This window comes from Parahaliea maris, from assembly GCF_008064665.1.
Lineage (GTDB): Bacteria > Pseudomonadota > Gammaproteobacteria > Pseudomonadales > Halieaceae > Parahaliea > Parahaliea maris.
Map to the genome: position 1 here is coordinate 287,754 of NZ_VRZA01000005.1, position 24,514 is coordinate 312,267.

At 63.1% G+C, this 24,514-nt stretch carries 16 protein-coding genes; 7 read left to right on the plus strand and 9 right to left on the minus strand.

The window, feature by feature from the left end:
* Position 1 precedes the first annotated feature (1 nt).
* The gene (locus FV139_RS15185; RefSeq protein ID WP_148069308.1) at positions 2-2,182 is read left to right on the plus strand and encodes a cation:dicarboxylate symporter family transporter; all 2,181 of its coding nucleotides are present in this window, start codon (positions 2-4) and stop codon (positions 2,180-2,182) included.
* A gap of 15 nt (positions 2,183-2,197) precedes the next feature.
* On the opposite strand, the gene FV139_RS15190 is transcribed toward FV139_RS15185, so the two are convergent.
* Complete coding sequence (locus FV139_RS15190; RefSeq protein ID WP_148069309.1) at positions 2,198-3,490, minus strand: nucleotide sugar dehydrogenase; 1,293 nt, start codon at positions 3,488-3,490, stop codon at positions 2,198-2,200.
* 214 nt (positions 3,491-3,704) lie between these two features.
* Between FV139_RS15190 and FV139_RS15195 the strand changes: the two genes are divergently transcribed.
* Positions 3,705-4,973 carry an MFS transporter gene (locus tag FV139_RS15195; protein WP_148069310.1) on the plus strand — a complete coding sequence of 423 codons (1,269 nt, stop codon included), beginning with the start codon at positions 3,705-3,707 and terminating at the stop codon, positions 4,971-4,973.
* Here FV139_RS15195 and FV139_RS15200 read toward each other — a convergent pair.
* Positions 4,965-7,367, minus strand: a complete 2,403-nt coding sequence (locus FV139_RS15200; protein ID WP_187276573.1) for an acyl-CoA dehydrogenase — start codon at positions 7,365-7,367, stop codon at positions 4,965-4,967. The genes FV139_RS15195 and FV139_RS15200 overlap by 9 nt on opposite strands.
* Positions 7,368-7,565: 198 nt before the next feature.
* On the opposite strand from FV139_RS15200, the gene FV139_RS15205 reads away from it, so the two are divergent.
* From FV139_RS15205 to FV139_RS15215, 3 genes are all read left to right on the plus strand, one after another.
* Positions 7,566-8,027, plus strand: coding sequence for an Hsp20 family protein (locus FV139_RS15205; protein ID WP_148069312.1), 462 nt, complete (start codon positions 7,566-7,568; stop codon positions 8,025-8,027).
* A 271-nt stretch (positions 8,028-8,298) separates the two neighbouring features.
* The gene (locus FV139_RS15210) at positions 8,299-9,474 is read left to right on the plus strand and encodes an HD-GYP domain-containing protein (RefSeq protein ID WP_148069313.1); all 1,176 of its coding nucleotides are present in this window, start codon (positions 8,299-8,301) and stop codon (positions 9,472-9,474) included.
* Positions 9,471-10,706 (plus strand): putative bifunctional diguanylate cyclase/phosphodiesterase, encoded by a 1,236-nt coding sequence (locus tag FV139_RS15215; protein ID WP_148069314.1) that lies wholly within the window; start codon positions 9,471-9,473, stop codon positions 10,704-10,706. The genes FV139_RS15210 and FV139_RS15215 overlap by 4 nt, the downstream gene beginning before the upstream one ends.
* A 16-nt stretch (positions 10,707-10,722) precedes the next feature.
* Here the strand turns inward: FV139_RS15215 and FV139_RS15220 are convergent, their stop codons facing one another.
* Positions 10,723-12,429, minus strand: a complete 1,707-nt coding sequence (locus FV139_RS15220; RefSeq protein WP_235898664.1) for an amidohydrolase — start codon at positions 12,427-12,429, stop codon at positions 10,723-10,725.
* Positions 12,430-12,725: 296 nt separating this feature from the next.
* Between FV139_RS15220 and FV139_RS15225 the strand changes: the two genes are divergently transcribed.
* A complete protein-coding gene (locus tag FV139_RS15225) occupies positions 12,726-13,907 on the plus strand; it encodes an efflux RND transporter periplasmic adaptor subunit (protein ID WP_148069316.1) in 1,182 nt (393 codons plus the stop codon).
* Positions 13,908-13,932: 25 nt separating this feature from the next.
* Complete coding sequence (locus FV139_RS15230; RefSeq protein WP_148069317.1) at positions 13,933-17,046, plus strand: efflux RND transporter permease subunit; 3,114 nt, start codon at positions 13,933-13,935, stop codon at positions 17,044-17,046.
* 39 nt (positions 17,047-17,085) lie between these two features.
* Here the strand turns inward: FV139_RS15230 and FV139_RS15235 are convergent, their stop codons facing one another.
* The 6 genes from FV139_RS15235 to rnhB all read right to left on the minus strand — a co-directional run bounded on the left by FV139_RS15235 (position 17,086) and on the right by rnhB (position 24,514).
* Complete coding sequence (locus FV139_RS15235; RefSeq protein WP_148069318.1) at positions 17,086-17,325, minus strand: DUF1244 domain-containing protein; 240 nt, start codon at positions 17,323-17,325, stop codon at positions 17,086-17,088.
* Between the two features lie 23 nt (positions 17,326-17,348).
* Positions 17,349-18,509 (minus strand): helix-turn-helix transcriptional regulator, encoded by a 1,161-nt coding sequence (locus FV139_RS15240; protein WP_148069319.1) that lies wholly within the window; start codon positions 18,507-18,509, stop codon positions 17,349-17,351.
* 44 nt (positions 18,510-18,553) lie between these two features.
* Complete coding sequence (locus FV139_RS15245; protein ID WP_148069320.1) at positions 18,554-19,345, minus strand: SDR family oxidoreductase; 792 nt, start codon at positions 19,343-19,345, stop codon at positions 18,554-18,556.
* 88 nt (positions 19,346-19,433) lie between these two features.
* Entirely contained in the window at positions 19,434-19,925 is a 492-nt protein-coding gene (locus FV139_RS15250) for an NUDIX hydrolase (protein WP_148069321.1), read from the minus strand.
* A gap of 18 nt (positions 19,926-19,943) precedes the next feature.
* Entirely contained in the window at positions 19,944-23,432 is a 3,489-nt protein-coding gene (gene dnaE, locus FV139_RS15255; protein ID WP_148069322.1) for a DNA polymerase III subunit alpha, read from the minus strand.
* 491 nt (positions 23,433-23,923) lie between these two features.
* Positions 23,924-24,514, minus strand: a complete 591-nt coding sequence (rnhB, locus tag FV139_RS15260) for a ribonuclease HII (RefSeq protein ID WP_148069323.1) — start codon at positions 24,512-24,514, stop codon at positions 23,924-23,926.

Below are 24,514 nucleotides of genomic sequence, written 5' to 3' on the forward strand. Positions count from 1 at the left end.
AATGAGGGCAATCTACAATCGGTGGCGGAGTCTGGGTCTCTCCGCGCGCATTCTGGTCGGCCTGGGCGTGGGCATCGGGCTGGGCGCGTTTTTCGGCGAGCGCGCCACTGCCCTGCAGCCCGTGGGGGATATCTACATCCGCCTGATGCAGATGACGGTGCTCCCCTACCTGATCACCTCGCTGGTGATCGCCTTTGGCCAGCTGGAGGTGTCCCAGGCTCGCCGGCTGGCCCTGCGCGGCGGCGGCATCCTGCTGGTGATCTGGCTGCTCACGGCAGTGGTGCTGATGCTGTTTCCCCTGGCCTTCCCCGAGTTCACCACTGCGTCTTTCTACAGCGAGGCGCTGGTCGAACAGCGGGAGCCCTTCTCCTTCACCGATATCTATTTCACCAACAACCCCTTCGCCTCCCTGTCGGGCAATGTGGTGCCGGCGATCGTGCTGTTCAGCTGCCTGATCGGCATCGGCCTGATGACCCTGCCGGACAAGGAGAAGCTGCTGGACCCGATGCGGATCTGGAATGCCGCCATCGTTCGGGTCACCCATTTCGTTATCGACCTCACCCCCGTCGGTGTCATGGCACTCGCGGCGGTCCTTGCCGGCACCATCACCATGGAGGCCTGGCTGCGGCTGGAAGTGTATTTCGTGGTGTTCGGCGTCGCCGCCCTGGTACTGGCCTTCCTGATCCTGCCGCTGCTGGTCACTGCGGTAACCCCCTTCAGCTACCGGGAGGTGGTCGGCGTGGCCAAGGAAGCCCTGCTGACGGCCTTTATCGCCAACAGCGCCTTTATCGTGCTGCCGATTCTTATCGACCGCTGCAAGCACCTGCTGGAGCGCCACGGCCTGCTGGATGAGACCTCCGATTCGGCGGCGGAAGTGATGATTCCGGTCATGTTCAACTTTCCCAACGCGGGCAAGCTGCTCACCCTGCTGTTCATTCCCTTCGCCGCCTGGCTCAGCGGCGCACCGCTGCCCTTCAGCGATTACCCGACCCTGCTGGCCGCGGGCATTCCCAGTTATTTTGCCAAGGCCCAGATGGCCCTGCCCTTCCTGATCGACCTGTTCGGCCTGCCCCAGGACCTGTTCCAGCTCTACATCCCCACCACCATCCTCACCGGCAAATTCGATTCGCTGGTCACCGCCGTCAACCTGATCGTCTTCGCCCTGCTCGCCGCCGCGGGGATGAGCGGATTCCTGGTGTTCGAAACCGGGCGCATACTGCGCGCCGGTCTCGCCATGCTCGCCGGCCTGTTTGTCGCGGTCATCGGCACCGGGCTATTGCTGGGGGCGGTAGTGGATACCAGCTACAACATGGACAAGGTGCTGACGTCCATGCACAAGTCCACCCTGCACGCCGACACCATCGTCCATACCGGGCTGCCGGAGGCCGACCCGCCGCCACCGGACACCTCCCGTTTGGCCTGGATGCAGGAACGCGGGTCCCTGCGTATTGGCTTTGCCCCCGACAACCTGCCCATGAGCTTCTTCAACCGCCACGGTGAACTGGTGGGCTTCGATATTGAGTTAAGCGAGGACTTTGCCGAATCCCTGGGGCTGCGCGCGGAATTCGTCCCGGTGGAATGGCCGGCCATTCCCGAGCTGCTGAAATCCGGCGTCATCGATATCATGCCGGGTATCTGGTACCGGCCCTTCTGGTTCAGCAAGCTACAACTCAGCGACCCCTATTTTACCGGCACCGTCGGCCTGGCCACCCTGGACCACCGCCGCCACGACTTCCGCAACGTCGCGTCCCTGCGCCAGAGCCGCGGTCTCGTCATCGGGGTGCCGCTGGACTCCACCCAGATCCGCAGCAGCATGGAGTATTATTTCGACGGCGCCGACGTGGAATTCAGGGTCATGGAATTCTGGGGGGCATTTTTTGAAGGCGCGGATCCGGAAATCGACGCCTTCCTGATGCCGGTGGAAAACGCTTCGGCCTGGAGCCTGCTCTACCCGGATTACACGGTGATCGCCCCCCAGCCCAACCCGGTGCGTCTGCCTTCTGCCTTCGGCCTGGCCATTGGCGATGCCGCCCTGCGCCACGTCATCAATGAGTGGATCATCTTCGCCGACAATTCCGGCCTGGTGCAACGCCACTACGATTACTGGATTCTGGGGGAAGGCGCGGAAGACAAACCTCCGCGCTGGTCGATCATGGAGAACTGGCTGGGCTGGCGACCCTAGGAGCCTGTCGGACTCCTAAAGCCGCCAGATCCGCAACCCGGCGGCGTCCTCTCGCGGCAACACCGACTTCACGTCCACCACCAGGCCGTCGCCAACCAGCAGGCTGCGCACGCCCTCGAGCCCGCGGGCCATGATCTCGCGGTGGGGCACGGCGAGAATGACCGCGCTGGACTCACCCAGTTCTTCCCAACTCGACAGTGTCAGGCCGTATTCGCGCCGGGCCTCCTCCGGGCTGACCAGCGGATCGTGCACCCGCACCTCACAGCCAAATTCCTGTAACTCGCCGACAATATCCGCCACCCGGGTATTGCGCAGGTCGGAGCAGTTCTCCTTGAACGCCAGTCCGAGGATATCCACTCGCGCACCGCTGACCGGGTGGCCGGCGCGAGCCAGTTGTTTCACGGTCTGCTGGGCGATGTAGCGGCCCATGCCGTCGTTTGTGCGCCGCCCGCCAAGCACCACCTGGGGATGGAATCCCGCGGCCTGGGCCTTGTAGGTCAGGTAATAGGGGTCTACCCCGATACAGTGTCCCCCTACCAGGCCTGGGCGGAACGGCAGGAAGTTCCACTTGGTGCCCGCCGCCTCCAGTACTTCGAGAGTGTCGATATCGAGCCGGTGGAAGATCATCGCCAGTTCATTCATGAGGGCAATGTTGAGGTCCCGCTGGGTGTTTTCGATCACCTTCGCCGCCTCGGCCACCTTGATGCTGCTGGCCCGGTGCAAACCGGCCTCGACCACAGCGCCGTAGAGAGACTCCATCCGCCCCAGTGTGTCAGGACAGTCCCCCGCCACCACCTTGATCACATTGTGCAGGCTGTGCTCGCCATCACCGGGATTGATGCGCTCAGGAGAGTAACCCACGTGGAAGCCGCCGGGCTCGTTCCAGGACAAGCCGGAGAGTGCTGCCAGCAGGGGCACACACACCTCCTCCGTACACCCCGGGTACACCGTCGACTCGAAGATAACCAGGTCCCCCGCAGCCAGCCCGGGACCCACCGCCTCGCAGGCGGCGCGCAGGGCGGACAGGTCGGGCTGGTGGGCGTCGTCGATCGGGGTGGGCACGGCAACGATATAGACACTGGCTGGGGCGAGGTCCTCTGCCCGGTCGCTGAAAGAGAGTTGGCCGGCCGCGGCCAGGGAGTCGGCGGCGACTTCACCACTGGGGTCGCGCCCCGCCTGCAGGCTGGCCACCCGGCCGGGTCCGGTGTCATAGCCGATGGTGGGCCCCATTCGCCCCAGTGCGACCGCCAGTGGCAGCCCGACATAGCCCAGGCCGATCACGGCCACGGTTCCCCTGTTTACTGACATTGCGTGGTTCCTGTCCCCGATTGCTGGCGCGAAGTGAGAGGCGCCTTTTTGCTGGGCAGTATAGGGCGATGGGTAGGGCAGACTCCACTTTCAACCGGGATTTCCACACAATTTGAATTTCTGAACCACGGTTAATTTTCAGCCAGCACTGTACCGGTGTCACCGCGCCCCTGGGCTATAGTGCGCCCTCACACAAGAATAATTGGAGTTACCCATGTTCTACGGCTGGCGCATTGTCGGCGGCGTATTTCTCGCCCAGTTGTTTGTCACCGGGTTTATGACCTACTCCTTCGGCTCCTTCATGGTGCCCCTGCAGGAGACCTTCGGCGCCACCCGGGCCCAGGTCAACCTGGCGATGACCGTCACCACCCTGGCCGGGCTGGTCATTTCACCCATCCTGGGCGCCATGGCTGACCGTTTTTCCGTGCGGGCGCTGATGACAGCAGGCACACTGATTTTTACCGGCGGACTCTACGGGATGTCACTCAGCCAAAGTATCTGGCAGTTCGTCATCCTGTTCGGGGTATCCATCAGCTTCTCCAGCCTGCTGCTGGGCCCGTTGGTGGGCTCGACAACCATCTCGCGCTGGTTCACTCGTGCCCGGGGCAAAGCGCTGGGGATCGCCGCTGTAGGCACCTCCGTGGGCGGCGTGGTGCTGCCGGTGGTGCTGGGCAACTGGATTGCGGATTACGGTTGGCGAGCGGCGCTGGAAAACCTCGCCCTGGTCGCCCTGGTCATGTTGCTGCCAGTCATGCTGCTGGTCATGCGCAGCTATCCCGGCGACCTGGGCCTGCACCCGGACGGCACCGAACAGGACCTCGCGGCAGGCAGCGCGCCCCCGGCCATCGGCCTCAAGGACATCATCCGCCACCCGGCCTACTGGAGTATCGGCCTGGCCGTAGGGCTGATGTTTAGCGTGTATTCCGCCCTGATGGCCAACCTGGTGCCCTACGCACAGGGTACCGGCATCAGCCTGGATGCGGCGGGGGCCCTGATGACGGTCACTGCCGGATCGGGGCTGGTGGGTAAAATCCTGTTCGGAATGGCGGCAGATCGCATCAGCCTGCGGCTGGGCCTGTGGCTTGCCATCGGCCTGGTACTGGCGGGCCTGCTGCTACTGCAGACCGAACCGAACTACCCACTCTCGGTGCTGGCCTGTATCAGTATCGGCCTCGCCGCCGGCGGCATGCTGCCGGTCTGGGGTGCCCTGCTGGCAGTGATATTCGGGGTTGCCAGCTACGGCCGGGTAATGGGCCTGATGAACCCATTGATCACCCTGCTGGTCATGCCGGGATTTGTGGTCACCGGCTGGCTGTTTGACCGGGCGGGCCACTACCACGGCGCGTTCTGGCTTTACTGCGGCGTGCTGGTGGTGGCCGCGCTGATCCTGACACGGCTGAAGATGCACCCGCAGCCTCCTGCTGGTAGTGCTAATAGTGCTGAAGGCATCTCGCCTGCCGGGGGAGTCGCCGCCTCAGAGTGAATCGAAATCATCCGTGAGCAGGCAATCGAAGCGCATGGCATCGTACTGCCGGATACCCGCCGCTGCCTCCTCACTGATAACTTCCCGGGAGACGGCATCTGCCAGCGCGGAGTCCATGTCTTCCCCGTTGACTTCCCCCCTGCCCCAGGCCTTGAGAAAACGCTGCCAGGTGTCGTCCACCTGGAGCAAGGTCTGGTAGGTTCGCTCCACCCGCCCGACCGCGTCTTCGGCATCCTGAGGCAGGTAGATCCGGCTCGCCAGCAGCTCACGCACCGGGTTGGGTTCCATGATCAGGTTGCCGAGACGCCGCAATTGCTCGTCACTGGGCCCCTTGTGAATCCGCCCCAGCGGGAAACAGGCCAGGCGGAACGTAGCGCCCAGGAAGCGCACAGGGAAATTCTCCAGATAGGCGAGCAGGGCCGTCTGTGCCCGGAACAGCGCGAGTGCCATGGCGACGTCGATATGCAAGTCCAGCGCTTCGCTGCGTTTCTCGTGCTCACGGAACTTGAGGAGGCTGCAGGCGATGAACAGCTGGCTGTGGACGTCGCCGAGGCGGGCCGAGAGCATCTCGCGACGCTTAAGCTCGCCACCCAGTACCCCCAGGGCAATGTCCGCGCATACCGCCAGGGCGGCACTCATGTGATTCAGGTGTTGGTACCAGCGGCGGCTGAAATCGTCTGCTGACGCCGGCACCGGGCTGAAGCGGGAGGCGGTGAAGCCGAACAGCTTGAGCCGGGTGATATTACTGAAGATATGCCCGAGGTGGCGCAGCAGCAACCCGTCAAAGGCTCTCAGGCCCGCCTCGCTGCCGGCCTCCTGCAGGGTCTGCATCTCATCGAACAGATAGGGGTGACAGCGCATCGCGCCCTGGCCAAAAATCATCAGCGAGCGGGTCAGGATATTGGCTCCCTCGACGGTAATGGCCACTGGAACCCCTCGATAGGCGAAGGCCATGAAATTGCGCGGCCCCATCTGGATCGCCCGCCCGGATACCACGTCCATGCCGTGGTTGACGCTGGTCCGCATCAGCTCTGTTGCATGGTACTTGGCCATGGCCGTAACCACCGAAGGTGCGCCATCCTGGAGGCCGCGGGTGACCAGCTCGCGCATCGCCTCGAGCGTCACCGCGGAAGCGGCGATGTCGGCGGTTGCCTCCTGTACCCCTTCGAACTTGCCGACCTCCATGTTGAACTGGCGCCGAATACGGGAATAGGCGCCCACCATCAGGTAGTTCATCTCGCCACTCGCGGTGGCCAGGGACGGCAGGGAAATACCGCGCCCCACCCCCAGGCACTCGATCAACATGCGCCAGCCGCGGCCCGCCATCTCCGGGCCGCCAATGATCCAGTCCAGGGGGATAAAGACATCGCGACCGATAATCGGCCCGTTCATGAACGGTGTGCCCGGATTGTGCCGGGTGCCGATCTGCACGCCATCGGTATCCGCCGGCAGCAGGGCACAGGTGATGCCGTAGTCGGTTTTGTCCGGGTCGCCCAACAGGCCGTCGGGGTCGCGCAGCTTGAAGGCGAGACCGACCACGGTGGCAATGGGTGCCAGGGTAATCCAGCGCTTGCGGAAGTTGAGCCGCAGCCCGACCACCTCCTCGCCCTCGAACTGCCCCCTGCACACCACACCGGTATCGGGAATCGCGCCGGCGTCGGAGCCCACTTCGGGTCCGGTCAGGCCGAAGCAGGGAATTTCCTCGCCCTTTGCCAGGCCCGGCAGCCAGCGCTGCTTCTGCTCCTCGGTGCCGTACTTCATCAGCAGTTCACCGGGCCCGAGGGAATTGGGCACCATGGCGGTGACCGCACCGGTGATCGAGCGGCTGGCAATCTTGCTCATGATCCGGCTCTGGGCGTAAGGGCTGAAATCGCGCCCACCGAATTCCTCCGGGATAATGAGTCCAAAAAAGCCCTGCTCTTTCAGGTAGGCCCAGGTGGCTTCGTTGAGATCGTGCTGCTGGTACACCTCCCATTCGTCGATCATTGCACAGAGGGTTTCCACCTCGTTATCGAGGAAGGACTGCTCGGCTTCGCTGAGAGTGGGCGGTTGAATCGCCTGGAATCTTGCCCAGTCCGGATGGCCTGAGAACAGATCCTTCTCCCACCAGGTCGTGCCAGCCTCGAGCGCCTCGCGTTCGGTATCGCTCATGGGCGGCATGGCCTTTTGCAACATGCCGTAGACGGGCCGTGTCAACAACGTTAACCGCAGGGGCCCGTAATTGAGTACCGCCACCCCAGCGAGCACCAGCCAGAACAGCCACCACATGCTCCCGGCAAACAGGCTGAGCACAAACGTGGCGGCCAGCAGCGCCACCGAACCCGCAAACAGGGACACGCGGTAGTACAGCAGTGCCGTCACCACGGCAATGAACAGGATCAGGGCCACAAACATCAAAACCTCCAGTACAGCTTCCGGGTCAGCACGTTAACTGTCACTTTGGCACATTTTTTCCGCCTTTGCCGAGATTCACCTGGCCCCCTTGAAAACAACGGCGCAAGCCCCAGATCTGGTAGTGCACCGGGCGTGTCTTACACAGAGCGCCATAGGGCAAACATCAACGAACGTGTTGCTTCTTCAGGAGAATATGTGATGAACACTATCGACTTTACCCCCCTGTACCGTAATAGCGTGGGCTTCGACCGTATGGCCAACCTGCTGGACGCCGCATTCCGCAGCGATGCCGCAGGCAGCGGTTACCCTCCTTACAACATCGAGTCACTGGATGACGCGCGCTACGCCATTACCCTGGCCGTGGCCGGCTTCAGCGAAGGTGACCTGGATATCCACGTCGAAGGCGGTGTACTCACCGTGAGCGGCCGCAAGCAGGACGAAGGCGAGCGCCGCTACCTGCACCGCGGTATTGCCAACCGCGCCTTCGAACGCAAGTTCAACCTGGCGGAGCACGTCGAGGTCACTGGCGCGAAGCTGGAGAACGGACTGCTGACGATTGCCCTGGTGAAGGAAATCCCCGAGGCCATGAAGCCCCGCAAGATCAGCATCGGCAACGGTGCGCTGGAACACGACGCGGGCAGCGCCGACCAGGCTGCCTGAGCAGCCACTTCATCCAAGGTCCGCTCATGAGCGGACCGCATCAGGAAGGGTCCGGGACATTGCCGGGCCCTTCTTCTCTATGACCTGCGGTTAGGGCCGCCGCGGCAGCCTGAAACAGATATGCACCTCGACGCCCTGACCGGGTAGGCGCTCGTCGTTTATTCTGCCCCCCAGAAACGGAACCTTGTCACAGTTCCGACACATTTCCATCGACCTTGCCCGGCGTTTCTGGGTAGCGTGCTATAAGTTGCGCCATTTTTCGGAGTTCGGGATGCGCCTGGTAAAGCTTCCCGCCATGAATCTGCAACCGGGGATGTTTATTGCGGAGCTCGACCGCCCCTGGCTGGACACCCCTTTCGCGTTACAGGGATTCGTGGTGAGGGATAATGAAGAAATCCTCTACGTATCTCAATACGTGGAGCACGTCTACGTGGACGCTGAGCACAAAGGCGCCCGGGAATTCCTCTCCCTGAAACTCGAACCTACCCACCAGCCTGCGCGTGAACGCCTGGAACTCAAGGCCGATATGCAGGCAGCGAGAGCCTGCTTCGACAACGCAGCCACCACCCTCGACAGCGTGTTCGACTCCCTGCGAGCCGGCCGGGAATCCGATATTCAGTCGGTGCAGGACTCCATCAATCCCCTGATCGAAACCCTCTTCCGCAACCAGGAGGCAACCGCCGCCCTGCTCCGCCTGAAAGCCAGCGGCGACTATCGCTTTGAACACGGTGTGTCGATGGCAGTCTGGGCGGCAATCCTCGGTCGCCAGATCGGCCTGCTGAGGGACGACCTGGAGACCCTCGCCCTCGGCTGTGCCCTGTGCGATGTCGGCATGACCCAGCTACCCTCCAATTTGCTGCAACAGCAGACACCCCTGGACGAATCCCAGCGCCGCATTGTTCGCGCCCACCCTGCGATGGGCAGTGACCTGTTGTCGGAAACCAAAAAGATCGGCTTTGAAGCGCTGGCCATCGTGGAAAACCACCACGAACGCATGGACGGCTCGGGTTATCCGCGGGGTGTCGACGGAGCGGCCATTCCCCTGCTGGCCCGGATTGCCGGGTTGGTGGACACCTATGACGCCATGATCAAGCCCCGCCCCTGGGCGCCCGCTCGCACTTCCCATGCCGCGGTACAGGAACTGATCGAGGCCAAGGGGGTAACGTTCCAGGAAGCCCTGGTCGAGCAGTTTATCCAGGCCATCGGCCTGTTTCCCACTGGCACGCTGGTGGAATTGAGCAGCGGTGAAGTGGGCATCGTCACCCGGCAGAACGAATCCCGCCGGCTCAAACCGGAAGTAGTGGCGGTACTGGACACCAACCACCAGCGCCTCGACAGAATAGAGATCATCGACCTCGCGGATCAGCCTCGCGACACCGAGCGCTGGATTGTTCGCGAACTGCCGCCCGGCAGCTACGGCGTGGACAGCGAGGAGTACTTCATATGATTTCCGCAGATCACTCCATGGTGGGTGTGATCGAACTGGCCGACGGTGACATGCTCCTCGACCGCCACGGCCGCCTGGCCCGGGAAGACTTCCAGCGCATTTTCTGCCAGCGCCTGCAACAGTGGTTGCGGTCCCGTGACGAGTCCCGTGAACTGGGTGATAACCGGGTCATGGTGGTGCTGCACGGCATCCGCTCCAGAGGTGAGCTGGACCTGGCCACCATCAAACTTGAGCGCCTGTTCAAGGAGCCCTACGTGCATTTCGGCCGGCCGATACAACTGGGGTTTCGCGCCGGTTTCACCAGCACCGAAGATTCCCGCAGCGAATCCGAGGAAGCCCTGCGCCAGGCCAACCTCGCATTGCGCGAGGCTCGCGCCAACAGCACGAACGTCCGCCTGTATACGCCGGTGGCCGAGAGCCTAGCCGACAATCAACGCACCCTGCTGGAAACCCTGGAGATTGCGCTGCAACGCGGTGAGTTACAGCTTTTCTACCAACCAAAACTGAACACCGTCTACCGCTCCCTGGCGGGCGCCGAGGCCTTGATGCGCTGGCAGACGGCTGATGGCGCCTTCATTTCACCGGCTGAATTCATACCCGTCGCAGAGGCAAACGAGATTATTCGTCCGCTGACCTGGTGGGCCATCAAGTCGGCGATCGCCCGCCTGGCTCGCTGGCCGGAAGATCTCAGTATCGCGGTCAATATTGCCCCCACACTGCTGCTGGATGACCAGATTGTCGCCGTGGTGGGCGATGCGCTCGATATTTACGGGGTGACGCCGAAGCGCCTCATGCTGGAGGTCACCGAGCGCATCATGGTGGGGGACACGGAGACCATGCTGGGGCAATTGGGACGCCTGCGGCTGATTGGCGTTCAGGTTTCGCTGGATGACTTTGGCACCGGCTATTCATCCCTGTCGTACTTTCGCGACCTGCCCGTGGATGAAATCAAGATCGACGGCAGCTTTGTCCACAACATGCTCGAGTGCGGCAAGGACCACGCCATCGTCAAGGCCATCATCGATCTCGCCCACAACTTCTCCCTCAAAGTGGTCGCCGAAGGTGTGGAAACCGAGCCCGTGTTCGAGCGCCTCAAGGAACTGGGGTGCGATGTGGTCCAGGGCTACTTTCTCGACCGGCCGCTGAGCGCAAAAGATTTCGAAGCCAGCTACGGCATTCATCGCGCAGGCGTCGGTGAAAAGCAACCGCTAAAGGACCACCCCCTGATGTAATCAAGACGGTGCTACATCAGTCCACCGCAGCTCCCACCTGCAGCTGTCCCTGCGAGGCATAGACCACTCTTCCATCCACCACCGTCATCACCACCTTCGCATCGTGGATGGCGTAGGTGTCTATCTCGAACAGGTTGTCGCTCAGTACCACCAGGTCCGCCTGTTTGCCCACCTCCAGTGAACCCACCTGGTCTTCCAGTCGCAACTGATAGGCGGCGTCCAGCGTATAGCCGCGTATGGCCTGCTCCAGGCTGATGCGCTCCGCCAGCGGCGGCTGCACCTTGAAGTCGGGATCACCCGCCGGCTGTCGCGTCATCGCCATTTCGATATTGAACAGGGGGTTGAGTCCATCGAGGCCGATCCAGCTCGCCGGATAATCAGTGCCCAGGGTAATCCGGGCGCCTGCGGCAGCCATCGAATTCAGCGGATAGAATTCTTCCAGCCGTTTCGCCCCCAGAAACTCCTCGGCCACATCGTCGTACACATACCAGCTGGGCGTGGACTGGGCAATAACGTCCAGCTCACCGAAGCGGGGCACATCGGCGGGATCGACAATCTGCAGGTGACACAGGGTAATGCGAACGCCGGAGTCGGGCAGCTCGGTGCGCACCTGTTCGGCGATATCCAGCCCCATACGCACCGCGGCATCGCCCAGCGTATGCAGGTGCAGGTCGATACCCTTGCGCGCCGCGGCCAGGATGACCGATTCGGCCTTGTCCAGCGATACCAGCGAATCACCGCGGTGGCCGGCCGGCTCGAGGTAAGGCTCCAGCAGGTAGGCCGTCTTCGCCTCCACCGTGCCATCCAGGGAGACTTTCAGCATGCGCAGGTCAAAAAATTCCGAGTGAAAACGCTCGTTGAGCTCCGTCAGTGTGGGCAGGGCGCTGTCGAGCTTGGCATCGGTGTTGGTATACAGCGAACCCACCACCCGCACCGGCAGCCGGTCTTCTTCCACCAGGCTCTCCATCAGGGCAAAGGTGGCTTCGCCTCCATCCACCATACCGGCATCAAACGCGGCAGTAATCCCCATGGAAGACATGGTCTTGAGGAAGGCATCGGCTCCCCTGGCAAGACTGGCGGCATTCACCACCCCGAGCTTTTCGCTGATCCAGTTGAAGCTGCCGCCTTCGATCAGCCAGCCGGTGGGGCTGCCATCCGGGTAGCGCTTGTAGTAGTGCCGTCCGGGGACCGGGTCGGGAGTGTCTGCGTCCAGCCCCACTGCCCTCATGGCCGCGCTGTTGATCCAGGCAGTGTGAAAGCCCTCGTCGAACAGCATCACCGGCCGATCCGGCACCACCTCATCCAACATGGCCGCGGTGGGCCCCTGGTCGCCAAAGGCAGCGCCGAGGAAACCATAGCCGATCAGCGGATTCTGGTCGGGGTGCTCGCGGGCGTAATCTGCCACCGCCGCCAGCACTTCGTCCGGCGCCATTTCCGGCCCCAGTGAGACGGAGAACACCCAGGGGAAGGTATCGCCCACGTGAATATGGGTGTCGATAAAGCCCGGCAGCACCAGCTTGCCCTGCAGGTCCACGCGCTCGGTCCCGGCATCCACCAGCGCCAGGGCGCCCTCGGTGTCCCCCACATAGCTCAGGGTGTCGCCGTCTATCACCAGCGCTTGGGCCCAGGGCTGGTCGGCATCCTGGGTATAGATGCGGCCGTTGTAGAGCAGTTGGTCGGCTGACTGTGCCCCCAGCGGCAGCGCCAGGGCGAAACCCGCCACGAGCGTGGGCCAGGATACGGTTTTTCGGAATTTTGCTGTGAACTGCCTGCAATGCGCCATAGTTCCCCCTGATCTGGCGTGAAGTAAATGTTTCCGCTTTCCCGACTATTGCCAATGGATCCAGGTTCGGCAATACCCCGTAAGAGTAGCTTTGGGGGCGAGGCAAACCGGTTACAGCCAGGCTGAGGGAAAACTGGCACAATTCGTCTCATACAGAGAATAAACAGGCATCACGCCAGGGCCGGGAATATCCCGTGCAGTTCACCAGGGCGTGAAGCCAGCAAACGGAACAGGTGATGGCAAAAAAACTCGTGCGCTTCTTTGCACCGCTGCTGGTCGTCGGTGGTGGTATCGGAATTTTCATGGTGCTCCACGCCACCAAACCGGAACCGGAAAAGTCCTCGGAAAAGGCGCGCCCCGTGAGCGTGTACACCGCCACCGCGGAGCGGCGACCGCTGACCCTGGAGGTCAGCACCCAGGGCGAAGTGCGTCCACGCACCGAGCTGGACATCGTCAGCCAGGTCAGTGGCCGCATCATCGAGGTCTCTCCCGAGTTCACCGAGGGCGGGCTTATCTCCGCCGGTGAGACCCTTCTGCGCATCGAGGACGTCGACTACCGCCTGGCCACACATGAGGCGGAGGCCGGCGTCGCCGAAGCCCAGGTAGGCCTGGAACAGGCCCTGGCCGACGCCGACGTGGCGCGCAAGCAGTTGCGCAATGAACCCGATGCTTCGGCCCTGGCCCTGAAAAAGCCCCAGGTGGCCCAGGCCCGGGCGCGCCTCGCGGCGGCCGAGGCCAGCCTCGAGCAGGCCCGGCTCAACCTGGAGCGGACCCGCATCAGCCTCCCCTTCAACGGTCGTTTCACCAGCACCCGGGCGGACCGGGGGCAATTCGTGAGCGCTGGCACCGTCATCGGCCACGCCTTTGCCACCGATGTGGTTGAAATACGCCTACCCCTGGCAGACGCCCAACTGGCATCCCTCGACCTGCCGATCGGCTACTCCGCGCCGGCGGGCTCTGGCCTGCCGGTCACCTTCAGCGCCCGGGTAGCCGGTGAGCCACAGCAGTGGCGGGGCCGGCTCACCCGACTCGATGCCGCCATCGATCCGGGCAGCCGGACCCTGTACGGTCTCGCAGAGGTTCACTCCCCCTACGACGAAAATGTGTCCGACAAGGGCATGCCGTTGGCAGTGGGCCTGTTCGTCGAGGCGACCATCACCGGCCGCCGGCTCAGCGACGCCACCGTCATTCCCGCCGCCGGCCTGCGGGCCGGCGATACGGTCTACCTGATCGCCAGCGACGGCACCCTGGATATCCGCCAGGTCAATGTACTGCAGCGCAATGCCGAACAGGCAGTGATTCGCGAAGGCCTGGAGGGTGGCGAGAAGATCGTGATCTCTGCCATTCGCAATCCGATCCAGGGCATGGCGATCGTCGGCATCGACGACGACGCAACCGCACTCGCAACCAACCACTGAGCGCTCGGGATCGCTGGGGGTAACCATGGAACGCCTTATTCGTTGGTGGATCTACAATCCGGTGGCGGCCAACCTGCTGATGGTGGGCATCCTGCTGTCGGGCTATCTGGGATTCCTGGCCATGGAGCGGGAAGCCTTTCCCCAGTTCGTGATCAACCAGGTACAGGTGGAAGTGACCTGGCCCGGCGCGGCGCCCCAGGAAGTGGAAGAGCAGGTCATCCAGCGAATAGAGGAGTCGCTCAAGGACCTCGATAACGTCAAGCGGGTCAATGCCACTGCGACCGAGGGCTACGGCCGGCTCGACGTTGCCACCTACACCTATGTCGACATCAACGATTTTCTCAATGACGTGAAGAACCGGGTGGACGCCGTGATCGGCCTGCCCCGGGACATCGAACCGCCGAGGATCAAGCGCACTGAGATGCGCCAGGAGATGATCCGGGTCGCAGTACACGGGGATGTGGGCGAACGCCAGCTCACCCGCCTCGCTGAGGACCTGCGCGACGAAATGGCCCAGTTGCCCTACGTGTCACTGGTGGAGCTGTTTGGCGCGCGTCAGGAAGAAGTGACGGTAGAGCTTTCGGAAAGCTCCATGCGGCGTTACGGACTCAGCTTCGACGAGGTAGCAAACGCTATCCGCGGCAGCTCGGTCAACCTGTCTTCCGGCCAGGTGCGCACCGCCACCGGGGACATCCGTTTAAGGGCCCGTAACCTGGCGGACAACCAGGAAGATTTCGAACGGATCGTGATCCGCCAGACGGAAGCCGGGGCAACCGTGACCCTGGGTGATGTCGCCCGGGTCATCGATGGCTTCGAGGAAAACGAGATACTGGCCACCATGGACGGCGAGCCTGCGATTCTTCTGCAGGCCATGTCGACCGACAACATGCAGATCGTCAAGGCTTCGGAAGCCGTCAGGGGCTGGATGGAATCGGTCCGCCCAAGCCTGCCGAGGGGGGTTCAACTGTCTCTGTGGTTTGATTCCGCGGATATCTACAATAGCCGCATGGGCACCATCGGTAAGTCGGCCTACATGGGGTTGGCACTGGTATTCGCTGTACTCATCCTGTCGCTGCGCCCGAAAGTTGCTCTGTGGGTCACGGTAGGCATCGCCATCGCCTTCCTGGGCACCTTCGCCCTGCTGCCCGGCAACGATGTATCGCTCAACGTTATGTCCACCTTTGCCTTCCTGCTGGTACTGGGCATTGTGGTGGATGACGCGATCGTGGTTGGCGAGAGTATCCACCAGCAGGCCCACCTCAGTGGGGGCGGACCGGAGTCCGCGGTGGCCGGCGCCAGTGCGGTCTCCAAGCCAGTCATTTTCGCAGTGCTGACCACCATGATTGCCTTCGCCCCCTGGTTCTTCCTGGATGTCGAAGGCGGTCATATGACCAAGCAGTTTTCCATCGTGATTACTGCCGCCCTTTCCATCTCCCTGATCGAAGCCTTCCTGATTCTCCCCGCCCACCTGCGGCACCTGGAACACCGCGAGCACCTCACCGGCTGGCGCGCGCGCCAGAAAGCACTGGAAGAAGGTATCGTGCGGTTTGCCGATACCCGCTACCGGGCCCTGGTGGGCTGGGCCACCCGGCGACGCTACCTGACCACTGCCGGCTTTATCGCCCTGTTCACTATCAGCATGGGGCTGTTTACTGCCGGATGGGTGAAATTCACCTTTTTCCCGGAAGTTGAGGGTGACCAGATCTACATCAACGTCGAGATGCCCTCCGGCTCGCCCTTTTCCCGCTCGCTGGAAGTGCTGCGGCACTTGCAGAATGCAGAGCGCAAGCTGGTCGAGGAAGTTGATGCCGGCGCCACTGGCGGTGACTCAGTGGTGCGGGGCTGGTACACGCGTTCCCGCCGCGACAGTGTCATTGCGCTGGTCCGGCTGGCGCCACCGACCGAGCGCGACCAGTCCGCCAGAGAAATAGCCGAGCGCCTGCAAGAACTGGTGGGCGATGTCGCCGATGCCGATGCCATCTCCGTCAGCTATACCCTGAACGACCAGGGGCCTGCGCTAACCTACCTGCTGCAACACCGCGATATGGCAATCCTGCGTGCGGCCAGCAGCGAACTGCAGGCCCAGTTGCACAGTTACGATGGCGCCTACTACATTCGCGACAGCCTGCGGGGTGAGTCGGACGAACTGCACCTGCAACTGCGCCCAGGGGCGGAGAAACTCGGGATCAACCTGGCCCAGGTGTCGCAACAGGTTCGCCAGGCCTACTACGGTGAAGAGGTCCAGCGCCTGCCCCGGGAGAATGGCGATGTTCGCGTCATGCTGAAGTATCCCCGGGCCTTGCGCGACAGCCTTGCCTCGCTGGACCACTTTCGCGTACGCACCGGAGACGGACGCGAGCTGCCGCTGTTGTCAGTCGTCGATGTGGAAATTGCCAGTGGCGTCCAGCGCATCGAGCGACGCGACGGCAAGCGCACCCTGCAGGTATCCGCTGATGCGGTGCCAGAACTGGTCAGCGATATTAACAGCGATGTACAGGACAGCTTCCTGCCCGACCTGCAGGAACGCTATCCCGGCCTGACCATTCTCAAGGGTGGCCAGCAGGAAACCGAGCAGGATTTCTTCAATCAGATTGTCGCTCTCTACCTGGTGGCCGCCTTCGCCATGTACACCCTGATTGCCGTGGCGTTCCGCTCCTATGCCCTGCCGCTACTGATCATGACCGCCATTCCCTTTGGCTTTATGGGCGCCATTTTCGGCCACCTGCTGTTCAACATGCCGCTGGCACTTTTTTCCTACTTTGGCATCGGCGCTGCGGCGGGCGTGGTGGTCAACGACAACCTGGTGCTGGTGGACTACATCGGCTGCCTGCGCAAACAGGGCCGGGATGCCGTGACAGCCGTGATCGAGGCGGGCGTGCAACGCTTCCGCCCCATTCTGCTCACCACCCTGACCACCTTTATCGGCCTGATCCCGATCATGGCGGAGCGCTCGACCGACGCCCAGTTTCTCAAGCCGGCCGTACTGTCACTGGCCTTTGGCGTGTTATTCGCGCTGTTTGTTACCCTGATGATGGTGCCGGCCCTCTACCTGATCGGCGAGGACTGCTCGCACGCGTTTGCCCGCCTGCGGGCACGCTGGTCCGGCAAGGGCAGCAAAGCAGCCAGGGGCGTTCAGTAAAGGGATTTTACGGGGCCACCGGGGCCCCGTAGCAGGCGATTACTTCTGGTACTTCGCCTTCCACTCCTCATAGGGCATACCGTAGACCCGTTCGCGTGCGGCGTCGTAGTCCACTTCCATGCCTTCGTCCTCTGCCGCGGCCATATACCACTTGGCCAGGCAATTGCGGCAGAAGCCTGCGAGTTCCATCAGGTCGATATTCTGGACATCCTTGCGGCTGTCGAGATGTTCCAGCAAACGGCGAAAAACGGCTGCCTCGATATTATTGATATTAGACACGGCATTGCTCCTTGTGGGTCCTGCTATTCGCCCATGTGGGCGACACTTCGCAGGATCAACTGTACCAGACGGGTCTGCCGTGTCACCCCGGTTTTCGAGAATACCGCGCTGAGGTGTGACTTGCCGGTATTGCGGGATATGCCCAACTGCTCGCAGGCCTCGTCCAGGGTTGCCCCGTTGGCCAGTAACAGGGCGAGGTTGGCCTCGGCGCGGGTGAAACCGAACAGGGTCATGAGCACCTCGTGGGGCGCCTCACGGGGCTGGGAGGGATCGGAGATGAACAGCGCCACCGAGGGATTGCGACTGCCATCCGGTGCCGCCACCAGTGGCAGCGGGCGCATCAGCACTCCGGCCCCAGGCGACTCTGGACCCGACAGGCGCAGGGCGCGGATAAACGCGGGTTCACCGCGCAGGTGTGCTTCCATCACCTCCTCCAGACAGGTGCGAAAAGCCTGGTTGTCGGCACGGTTGGCCAGGCGCAGCTTGCCCTGTTCGGATTGCATCCAGTGCCCCTCTCCCAGCAGGCGCTCGGCGGCCCGGTTGCTGTGGCGAATACGGGCGCTCTGGTCGAGGATGATCGCCGCCACCGCCATCCGGTCCACCGCGTTGGCAAACAGGGAGCGCTCGCTCTCCACCCTGGCGATACGGGCCTGCAGGCGGATGGTCTGCTGGATGTGGGGCAACAGGCAGCGACACAGGCTGCGCTCCCCGGCGCCAAAGTTGGGCTTGCCCTCGACCCGGGCAAAGCGCAGGCGCGCACTGTTGCCCAAATCGTCACCGAGATCAGCCCCCATCAGGTGGCGCACCCCGGTGCCCTTGACGTACTGCCGGTAGTACTCGGAGGCGTAATACTCCTGGGGCGCCATGAACTCGTCGATGGTGTACACCTCCCCCGCGGGCAGGTTAACGAAGGGATCGATGGCGAAATAACTCTCGTTGTAGGACTCGAAAACTTCCGAAGACAGGACCACCGAGTTGATCACCACGCCGGCGTCCCCCTCCCGCGGCGCACGCAGGATCAGGGTGACAAAATCTGCCCCCAGGGCCCGGCCCAGCAGACGCAGGAATTCCTCCCACGGCGGGTCAGCCACCGGCCCCCGGGAGAGGGCCAGCAGCAGTTCGTTCATGGCATCGGATATCTGGTAGTCGGAGGCCACCGGCACTGCTCGCGCAAATAGGCCCATTGTCCGGTGCCCCGGTTACAGGGTCAACGCAACCGGTCGCTGATTCAGACCGGCATGTACTCGCCGCCGTTCACGTCCAGGGCGGCGCCTGTCACCGCGGCGGCGTAGTCCGAAGCGAGGAAAATCGCAGCCTTGGCGCAGTCGGCATCATCCGGAATACTGCCGAGGGGGATGTTGCGACACACCTCGGCGATCATCTCGTCGCGATCGCGCCCGGTCTCGGCTACCTGCCAGTCAAAATACCCTTCCACCGACGGCCCCCACATCCAGCCCATGTGGGCGCTGTTGACGCGAATATTGTCTTTGCCCAGTTCCAGCGCAAGGTGCTTGGTGGCGCTGCGCAGGGCGGACTTGGTGCTGCCGTAGCCACCCTGGGTGGCCAGCGGTTTATGCTCCACCATGGTGGCGATCATGACGACGCTGCCGCCACCGGCCTTGCGCATGGCGGGTATGCAGGCCTGGGTGAGTTGCATGGTACCGAAGAAATTCACCTCCATGCTGCGGCGCCAGCCGTCGAGATCAGCCTCGGCAATCGGCTCAAAACTGCCGGGGTCGTAGGCGCTGTTGAACAGTACATCGATGCGACCGAAGGCCTCCTCCGTCTGCGCTGCCAGGTGGCGGCACTGCTCGGGGTCGGCGATGTCCGTCGGCACTTTCAGGACTTTGGTGTCGAGGCCCAGGTCCCGGATTTCCTGCTCGGCCACATTGAGCTTGGCTTCAGTACGCGCTGCCAGCACCACTGCGGCAGCTCCCTCCTTCGCCGCAAGCGTAGAGAGTTCCTGACCCAGCCCCGGACCAATTCCCGAAACGATAACGACCTTGTCTTGCAACAGCATTGGCGTGCTCCTTGTCTCTTATGTTGTTGATACCGACACAGAGACTGCCAGCGCCGGTGCCGGACGACACCACCCAAAGGGGGGAGAGTCAGCGAGAAACCTGCGCTGGTTCAGAGGATTGAATCAGCGCCTGTAATTGCTCACCCTGGCCCTCGTAGCGCCAGCGTGCCGCGCCAAAGTCCGACAGTGGCAGCCAGTAGGCGCGCCGCACTTCGGTCATGGCGTGGGGCGCCAGTTCTCCGGCGCCGGGCGCCATGGCGCAGCGGTAGAGATTGAAGCCGGTGTCGAAGGTCGCGAGCAGTTCTCCCGGGATAACATCGAGCCCGCTCTCCTCCCAGGTTTCCCGGTGGGCGGCACACTGGGCTGACTCGCCCTGGTTGGTCAGCCCACCGGGCGGACTCAGCTTGCCCTTCCAGTTTTCGACCACCAGCATGCCGTCTGCCGACAGCAGCAGGCAGCCTGCACTGGGCGCGAGATCGCCCGGACCGGGCACGGGACAGGGAGGCGGTCGACCGTACTGACAGGAGGCGAGCAGGCTGCAACACAGGGCCGCGGCCAACGGCCGCAACCATTGGCTCATCCGCCAACTCGGAGGCGATCAGGCATATTCCAGCGCCACCTTCTCGTTACCCACACGTTCGCGCAGGGTTTGTAACAGGTCATCCGAGGGCACCACCTGCCAGCGCTCTCCAAAGCGTACCCGGGCGCGATTGCGCGGTTGGCAGTACAGCAGGGAAACCGGACAACTGCCACCACCGGCCTGGCTCAGGGTGCGCTCCAGCCACTCGGTGAGGCCCTCGTCGACCATCTCCTGGCTGAGCTCGATGGTGAGCGAAGACGCGTAGTTCTCGCGGGCCTGCTCGAGGCTGCGGACCGCCTTGGCGCGCATGGCCAGGCCACCGGAATAATCGTCGTGGGCCACACTGCCCTCGGCAATCACGATATTGTCTTTCACCAGCAGGTCGCGGTACTCGTTATAGGTGTCGGCGTACACCGTCACCTCGATCCGCGCAGAGCGATCGTCCAGTTGCAACACCGCCATGGTGTCGCCGCGCCGGGTCTTCATGGTGCGGATAGCGACGATCAGGCCCGCCAGTACCTGGCTGCCCTGCTTGTCGCCGCGGACATCGGCAATCCGGGTCGGGGCAAATTTGCGCACCTCGGATTCGTAGTCGTCGATCGGGTGGCCACTGAAGAACAGGCCGAGGGCTTCCTTCTCGCGTCCCAGCCGCTCCTTGCCGGACCAGGGCCGTGCTGCGCGGAACTTGGCGTAGACGTCTTCCCCCGCCTCACCCGGCGCCGGCACGACCTCGCCAAACAGGTCGGTCATGCCGCTGTCGCGGTTGCTGGCGCTCTGTTCCGCCGCTTTCAGGGCGTCGTCCACGCTGTCGATCAGTACCCAGCGCTCCACGCCGAGGGAGTCGAAGGCGCCGGCATTGATCAGCGCCTCGATTGCCTTGCGGTTGGCCTTGCGAGGGTCGGTACGGGCGCAGAAATCGAACAGGTCGACAAAGGGACCACCCTCTTCCCGGGCCGCCAGAATATTGCGGATGGGGCCCTCGCCCAGGCCCTTGATGGCACCGAGCCCGTAAATCACTTCCTGTTCCGGGTTCACGGTGAACATGTACTGGCCGACGTTGACGTCGGGCAGCTTCACCGTGAGGCCCATGCGGTTGCACTCTTCGTAGAACAGGACGATTTTGTCAGTGTTATCCAGTTCCGAGCTCATCACCGCGGCCATGAAGGGAGCCGGATAGTGGGCCTTGAGCCAGGCCGTCTGGTAGGACACCAGCGCATAGGCCGCCGAGTGCGACTTGTTGAAACCGTAACCGGCGAACTTCTCCACCAGGTCGAAGATCTTCATCGCCAGCTCGCCATCGACGCCCTTGGACTTGGCGCCGTCCTCGAAGATGCTGCGCTGCTTGGCCATCTCCTCGGGCTTCTTCTTGCCCATGGCCCGGCGCAGCATGTCGGCGCCGCCGAGGGTGTAGCCGGCCAGCTCCTGGGCAATCTGCATCACCTGTTCCTGGTACAGGATGATGCCGTAGGTGGGCTGCAGTATGGGCTGCAGCCACTCGTGCTGGTACTGGGAATCCGGGTAGGAAATGGCCTCGCGGCCATGCTTGCGGTTGATGAAGTTGTCCACCATGCCCGACTGCAGAGGGCCAGGGCGGAACAGGGCCACCAGGGCCACGATGTCCTCGAAGCAGTCCGGCTGCAGGCGCTTGATCAGGTCCTTCATACCGCGGGATTCGAGCTGGAACACCGCGGTGGTCTCGGCGGACTGCAGCAGGTCGAAACTGGGCTTGTCGTCCAGCGGGATCTGCATGATGTCCAGCGGGTCCTCACCGGCGGTAGCGCGCACCTCGTCGATCATCATCACTGCCCAGTGAATGATGGTCAGGGTGCGCAGGCCGAGGAAGTCGAACTTCACCAGGCCGGCGTCTTCCACGTCGCCCTTGTCGTACTGGGTCACCAGGCCGGAGCCGGTCTCGTCACAGTACAGGGGCGAAAAGTCCGTCAGCCTGGAGGGGGCAATCACCACGCCCCCGGCGTGCTTGCCGACGTTACGGGTTATACCTTCCAGCTGGACTGCCATATCCCAGATTTCCTGGGCCTGGGTATCCTCCTGCAGGAAGTCCCGCAGCACCTCCTCCTGCTCGATTGCCTTGGACAGGGTCATCCCCACTTCGAAGGGGATCATCTTCGACAGCTTGTCACCCAGCCCGTAGGACTTGCCCTGGGCACGGGCTACGTCCCGCACTACCGCCTTGGCGGCCATGGTGCCGAAGGTGATGATCTGGGATACCGCATCGCGACCGTAGGTATCGGCCACGTACTCGATCACCTTGTCGCGCTTCTCCATGCAGAAATCGACGTCGAAGTCCGGCATCGACACCCGCTCGGGGTTGAGGAAGCGCTCGAACAGCAGGTCGTATTCCAGCGGGTCGAGGTCGGTAATTTCCAGCGCGTAGGCTACCAGCGAGCCGGCACCGGAGCCCCGCCCCGGCCCCACCGGGATATCGTGCTGCTTGGCCCAGCGGATAAAGTCCATCACGATCAGGAAGTAGCCGGGGAAGCCCATCTGGATGATGGTCTCGAGCTCGAAGTCCAGCCGCTCGCGGTAGGCCTTCTGCTTCTCCGGGAAATCGGCCGCAGCGCTATCGAACAGCACGGCCAACCGCGCATCCAGGCCCTCGTGGGAGAGCTGGCGGAAGAACTCGTCCATGGTCAGGCCTTCCGGCACCGGGTAATCCGGCAGGTAGGGCTTGCCCAGTTCCAGGGTGACACTGCAGCGCCGGGCGATGGCGACGCTATTGGCCAGGGCCTCGGGAATGTCGGCGAACAGCTCCGCCATTTCCTCCGGCGAGCGCAGGTACTGCTGCTCGGTGTAGTTGCGCGGCCGGCGGGGGTCGTCGAGGGGGCGGCCCTCGCCGATACAGACCCGCGCCTCGTGGGCCTCGAATTCGTCAGCCGCGATGAAGCGCACGTCGTTGGTGGCCACCACCGGGCACTGGAACGTCTCTGACAGCGCTACCGCGCCGTGCAGCGCGGTCTCATCGCCCTCCCGGCCGGTACGGTGCAGTTCCAGGTAGAAGCGCCCCGGATAGGTCTCCATCCAGAATTTGAGGCGCGATTCCGCCAGTTCCGGCTTGCCACCCAGGATCGCCTGCCCGACATCACCCGCGGCACCACAGGACAGGGCCAGTACGCCCTCGGCCTTCGCCGTCAGCCACTCCCGGGTGACGTAAGGCCGCCCCAGGTACTGCCCCTCGAGGTAGGCCTGGGAGATAAGCTCCGTCAGGTTGCGGTAACCCGTGTCGTTCATGGCGAACAGGCAGACGGTGGATTTGCGCTCGCCGTCCTCGTCCTCGAGGAGGTTCAGGTCGACCCCGAATACGGGCTTGATCCCGGCCCCGAAGGCGGCCTTGTGGATTTTGACCAGCGCGTAAAAATTCGCCACATCAGTCACGCCCACGGCGGGCATGCCGAGTTCGGCGGTGCGGTTGATCAGGGACTTGACGCGGACGATGCCGTCGACGAGGGAGTATTCGGTGTGGACGCGGAGGTGTACGAATTCGGTCATGGGGGGAGTTTAACGCTGTGCTGATTTTCAGACTAGCGACGGTGTTCAAATTTGTTCTGATCCTTCGGTTGGCACCGTCGGCGAAGCGGGGGTTAGTACAACAGGCACCGCATCCGCCGTCGGGGTGGCCCCTCCGGGACACGCTGCAAGTACATCCATGTACGCTCCTAATCGGCGTCCTGCCTCATAGAGTCCCTACGGGGCCACCCCGACGGCGAACGCTCATCACTCTGCCCCTGCGGGCAGCAGATTCTACGGCTGCAATTCTCGTGCGGCCCTCGATCTCTTTGACATGCAGTTCAGCCAAGGTAGCGGGGGTAGGCCCCGGAGGGACTCTCTGAGACATGGATGTCGAAGAGAAGCGTACATGGACGTATTCACAGCGTGTCCCGGAGGGGCCTACCGCCGCTTCCTTGGCGGTGCCGAACCGAGGCACCGAAGCTCGCCGGGAACAGTGAGCAATAATGGGCCAATCAGAGTTACAAGAGCCCCTACAACAAATCCCGCACCGGCCCAAAGCTCCGCCGATGCACCGGCGTCACCCCCAGTTCACGCAGGGCCTTCAAGTGGGCCGCCGTGGGGTAGCCCTTGTGCGCGGCGAAGCCGTAGCCCGGGTATTCCCGTTCCAGCGCCACCAACTCACCGTCGCGCTGCACCTTGGCCAGGATCGAGGCCGCAGCGATGGCTGGCACCCGGTCGTCCCCCTTTACCACCGGCTCCGAAGGATAATCCCAGCGCGGCAGACGGTTACCGTCCACCAGCACATAACCCGGCTGCACAGACAGCCCTTCCACCGCCCGCTTCATCGCCAGCATCGAGGCGTGAAGAATATTCAGCTCGTCGATCTCCGCCACCGACGCTCGCGCCACACACCAGGCCAGGGCCCTCTCGCGGATCAGCACGGCCAGTGTTTCCCGCCTGGCCTCAGTGAGCTTCTTCGAATCCCTCAGCCCCTCGATAGGACGTTCCGGGTCGAGGATAACCGCGGCGGCAACCACGTCGCCGGCGAGCGGGCCGCGGCCCACTTCGTCGACACCCGCCAGTCCCGGTCCCTCGTAATCGATGGCAAACAGATCATCCAT

Excerpts from the sequence above, each read along its gene's own strand:
- FV139_RS15240 (WP_148069319.1), bottom strand. The coding sequence starts at position 18,509 with ATGGGCCTATTTGCGCGAGCAGTGCCGGTGGCCTCCGACTACCAGATA.
- FV139_RS15215 (WP_148069314.1), top strand. The coding sequence starts at position 9,471 with ATGATTTCCGCAGATCACTCCATGGTGGGTGTGATCGAACTGGCCGAC.
- FV139_RS15225 (WP_148069316.1), top strand. The coding sequence starts at position 12,726 with ATGGCAAAAAAACTCGTGCGCTTCTTTGCACCGCTGCTGGTCGTCGGT.
- FV139_RS15250 (WP_148069321.1), bottom strand. The coding sequence starts at position 19,925 with ATGAGCCAATGGTTGCGGCCGTTGGCCGCGGCCCTGTGTTGCAGCCTG.
- FV139_RS15200 (WP_187276573.1), bottom strand. The coding sequence starts at position 7,367 with ATGTTTGTGGCCCTGATCCTGTTCATTGCCGTGGTGACGGCACTGCTG.
- FV139_RS15210 (WP_148069313.1), top strand. The coding sequence starts at position 8,299 with ATGCGCCTGGTAAAGCTTCCCGCCATGAATCTGCAACCGGGGATGTTT.
- FV139_RS15195 (WP_148069310.1), top strand. The coding sequence starts at position 3,705 with ATGTTCTACGGCTGGCGCATTGTCGGCGGCGTATTTCTCGCCCAGTTG.
- FV139_RS15190 (WP_148069309.1), bottom strand. The coding sequence starts at position 3,490 with ATGTCAGTAAACAGGGGAACCGTGGCCGTGATCGGCCTGGGCTATGTC.
- FV139_RS15205 (WP_148069312.1), top strand. The coding sequence starts at position 7,566 with ATGAACACTATCGACTTTACCCCCCTGTACCGTAATAGCGTGGGCTTC.
- FV139_RS15185 (WP_148069308.1), top strand. The coding sequence starts at position 2 with ATGAGGGCAATCTACAATCGGTGGCGGAGTCTGGGTCTCTCCGCGCGC.
- FV139_RS15230 (WP_148069317.1), top strand. The coding sequence starts at position 13,933 with ATGGAACGCCTTATTCGTTGGTGGATCTACAATCCGGTGGCGGCCAAC.
- rnhB (WP_148069323.1), bottom strand. The coding sequence starts at position 24,514 with ATGGATGATCTGTTTGCCATCGATTACGAGGGACCGGGACTGGCGGGT.
- FV139_RS15245 (WP_148069320.1), bottom strand. The coding sequence starts at position 19,345 with ATGCTGTTGCAAGACAAGGTCGTTATCGTTTCGGGAATTGGTCCGGGG.
- dnaE (WP_148069322.1), bottom strand. The coding sequence starts at position 23,432 with ATGACCGAATTCGTACACCTCCGCGTCCACACCGAATACTCCCTCGTC.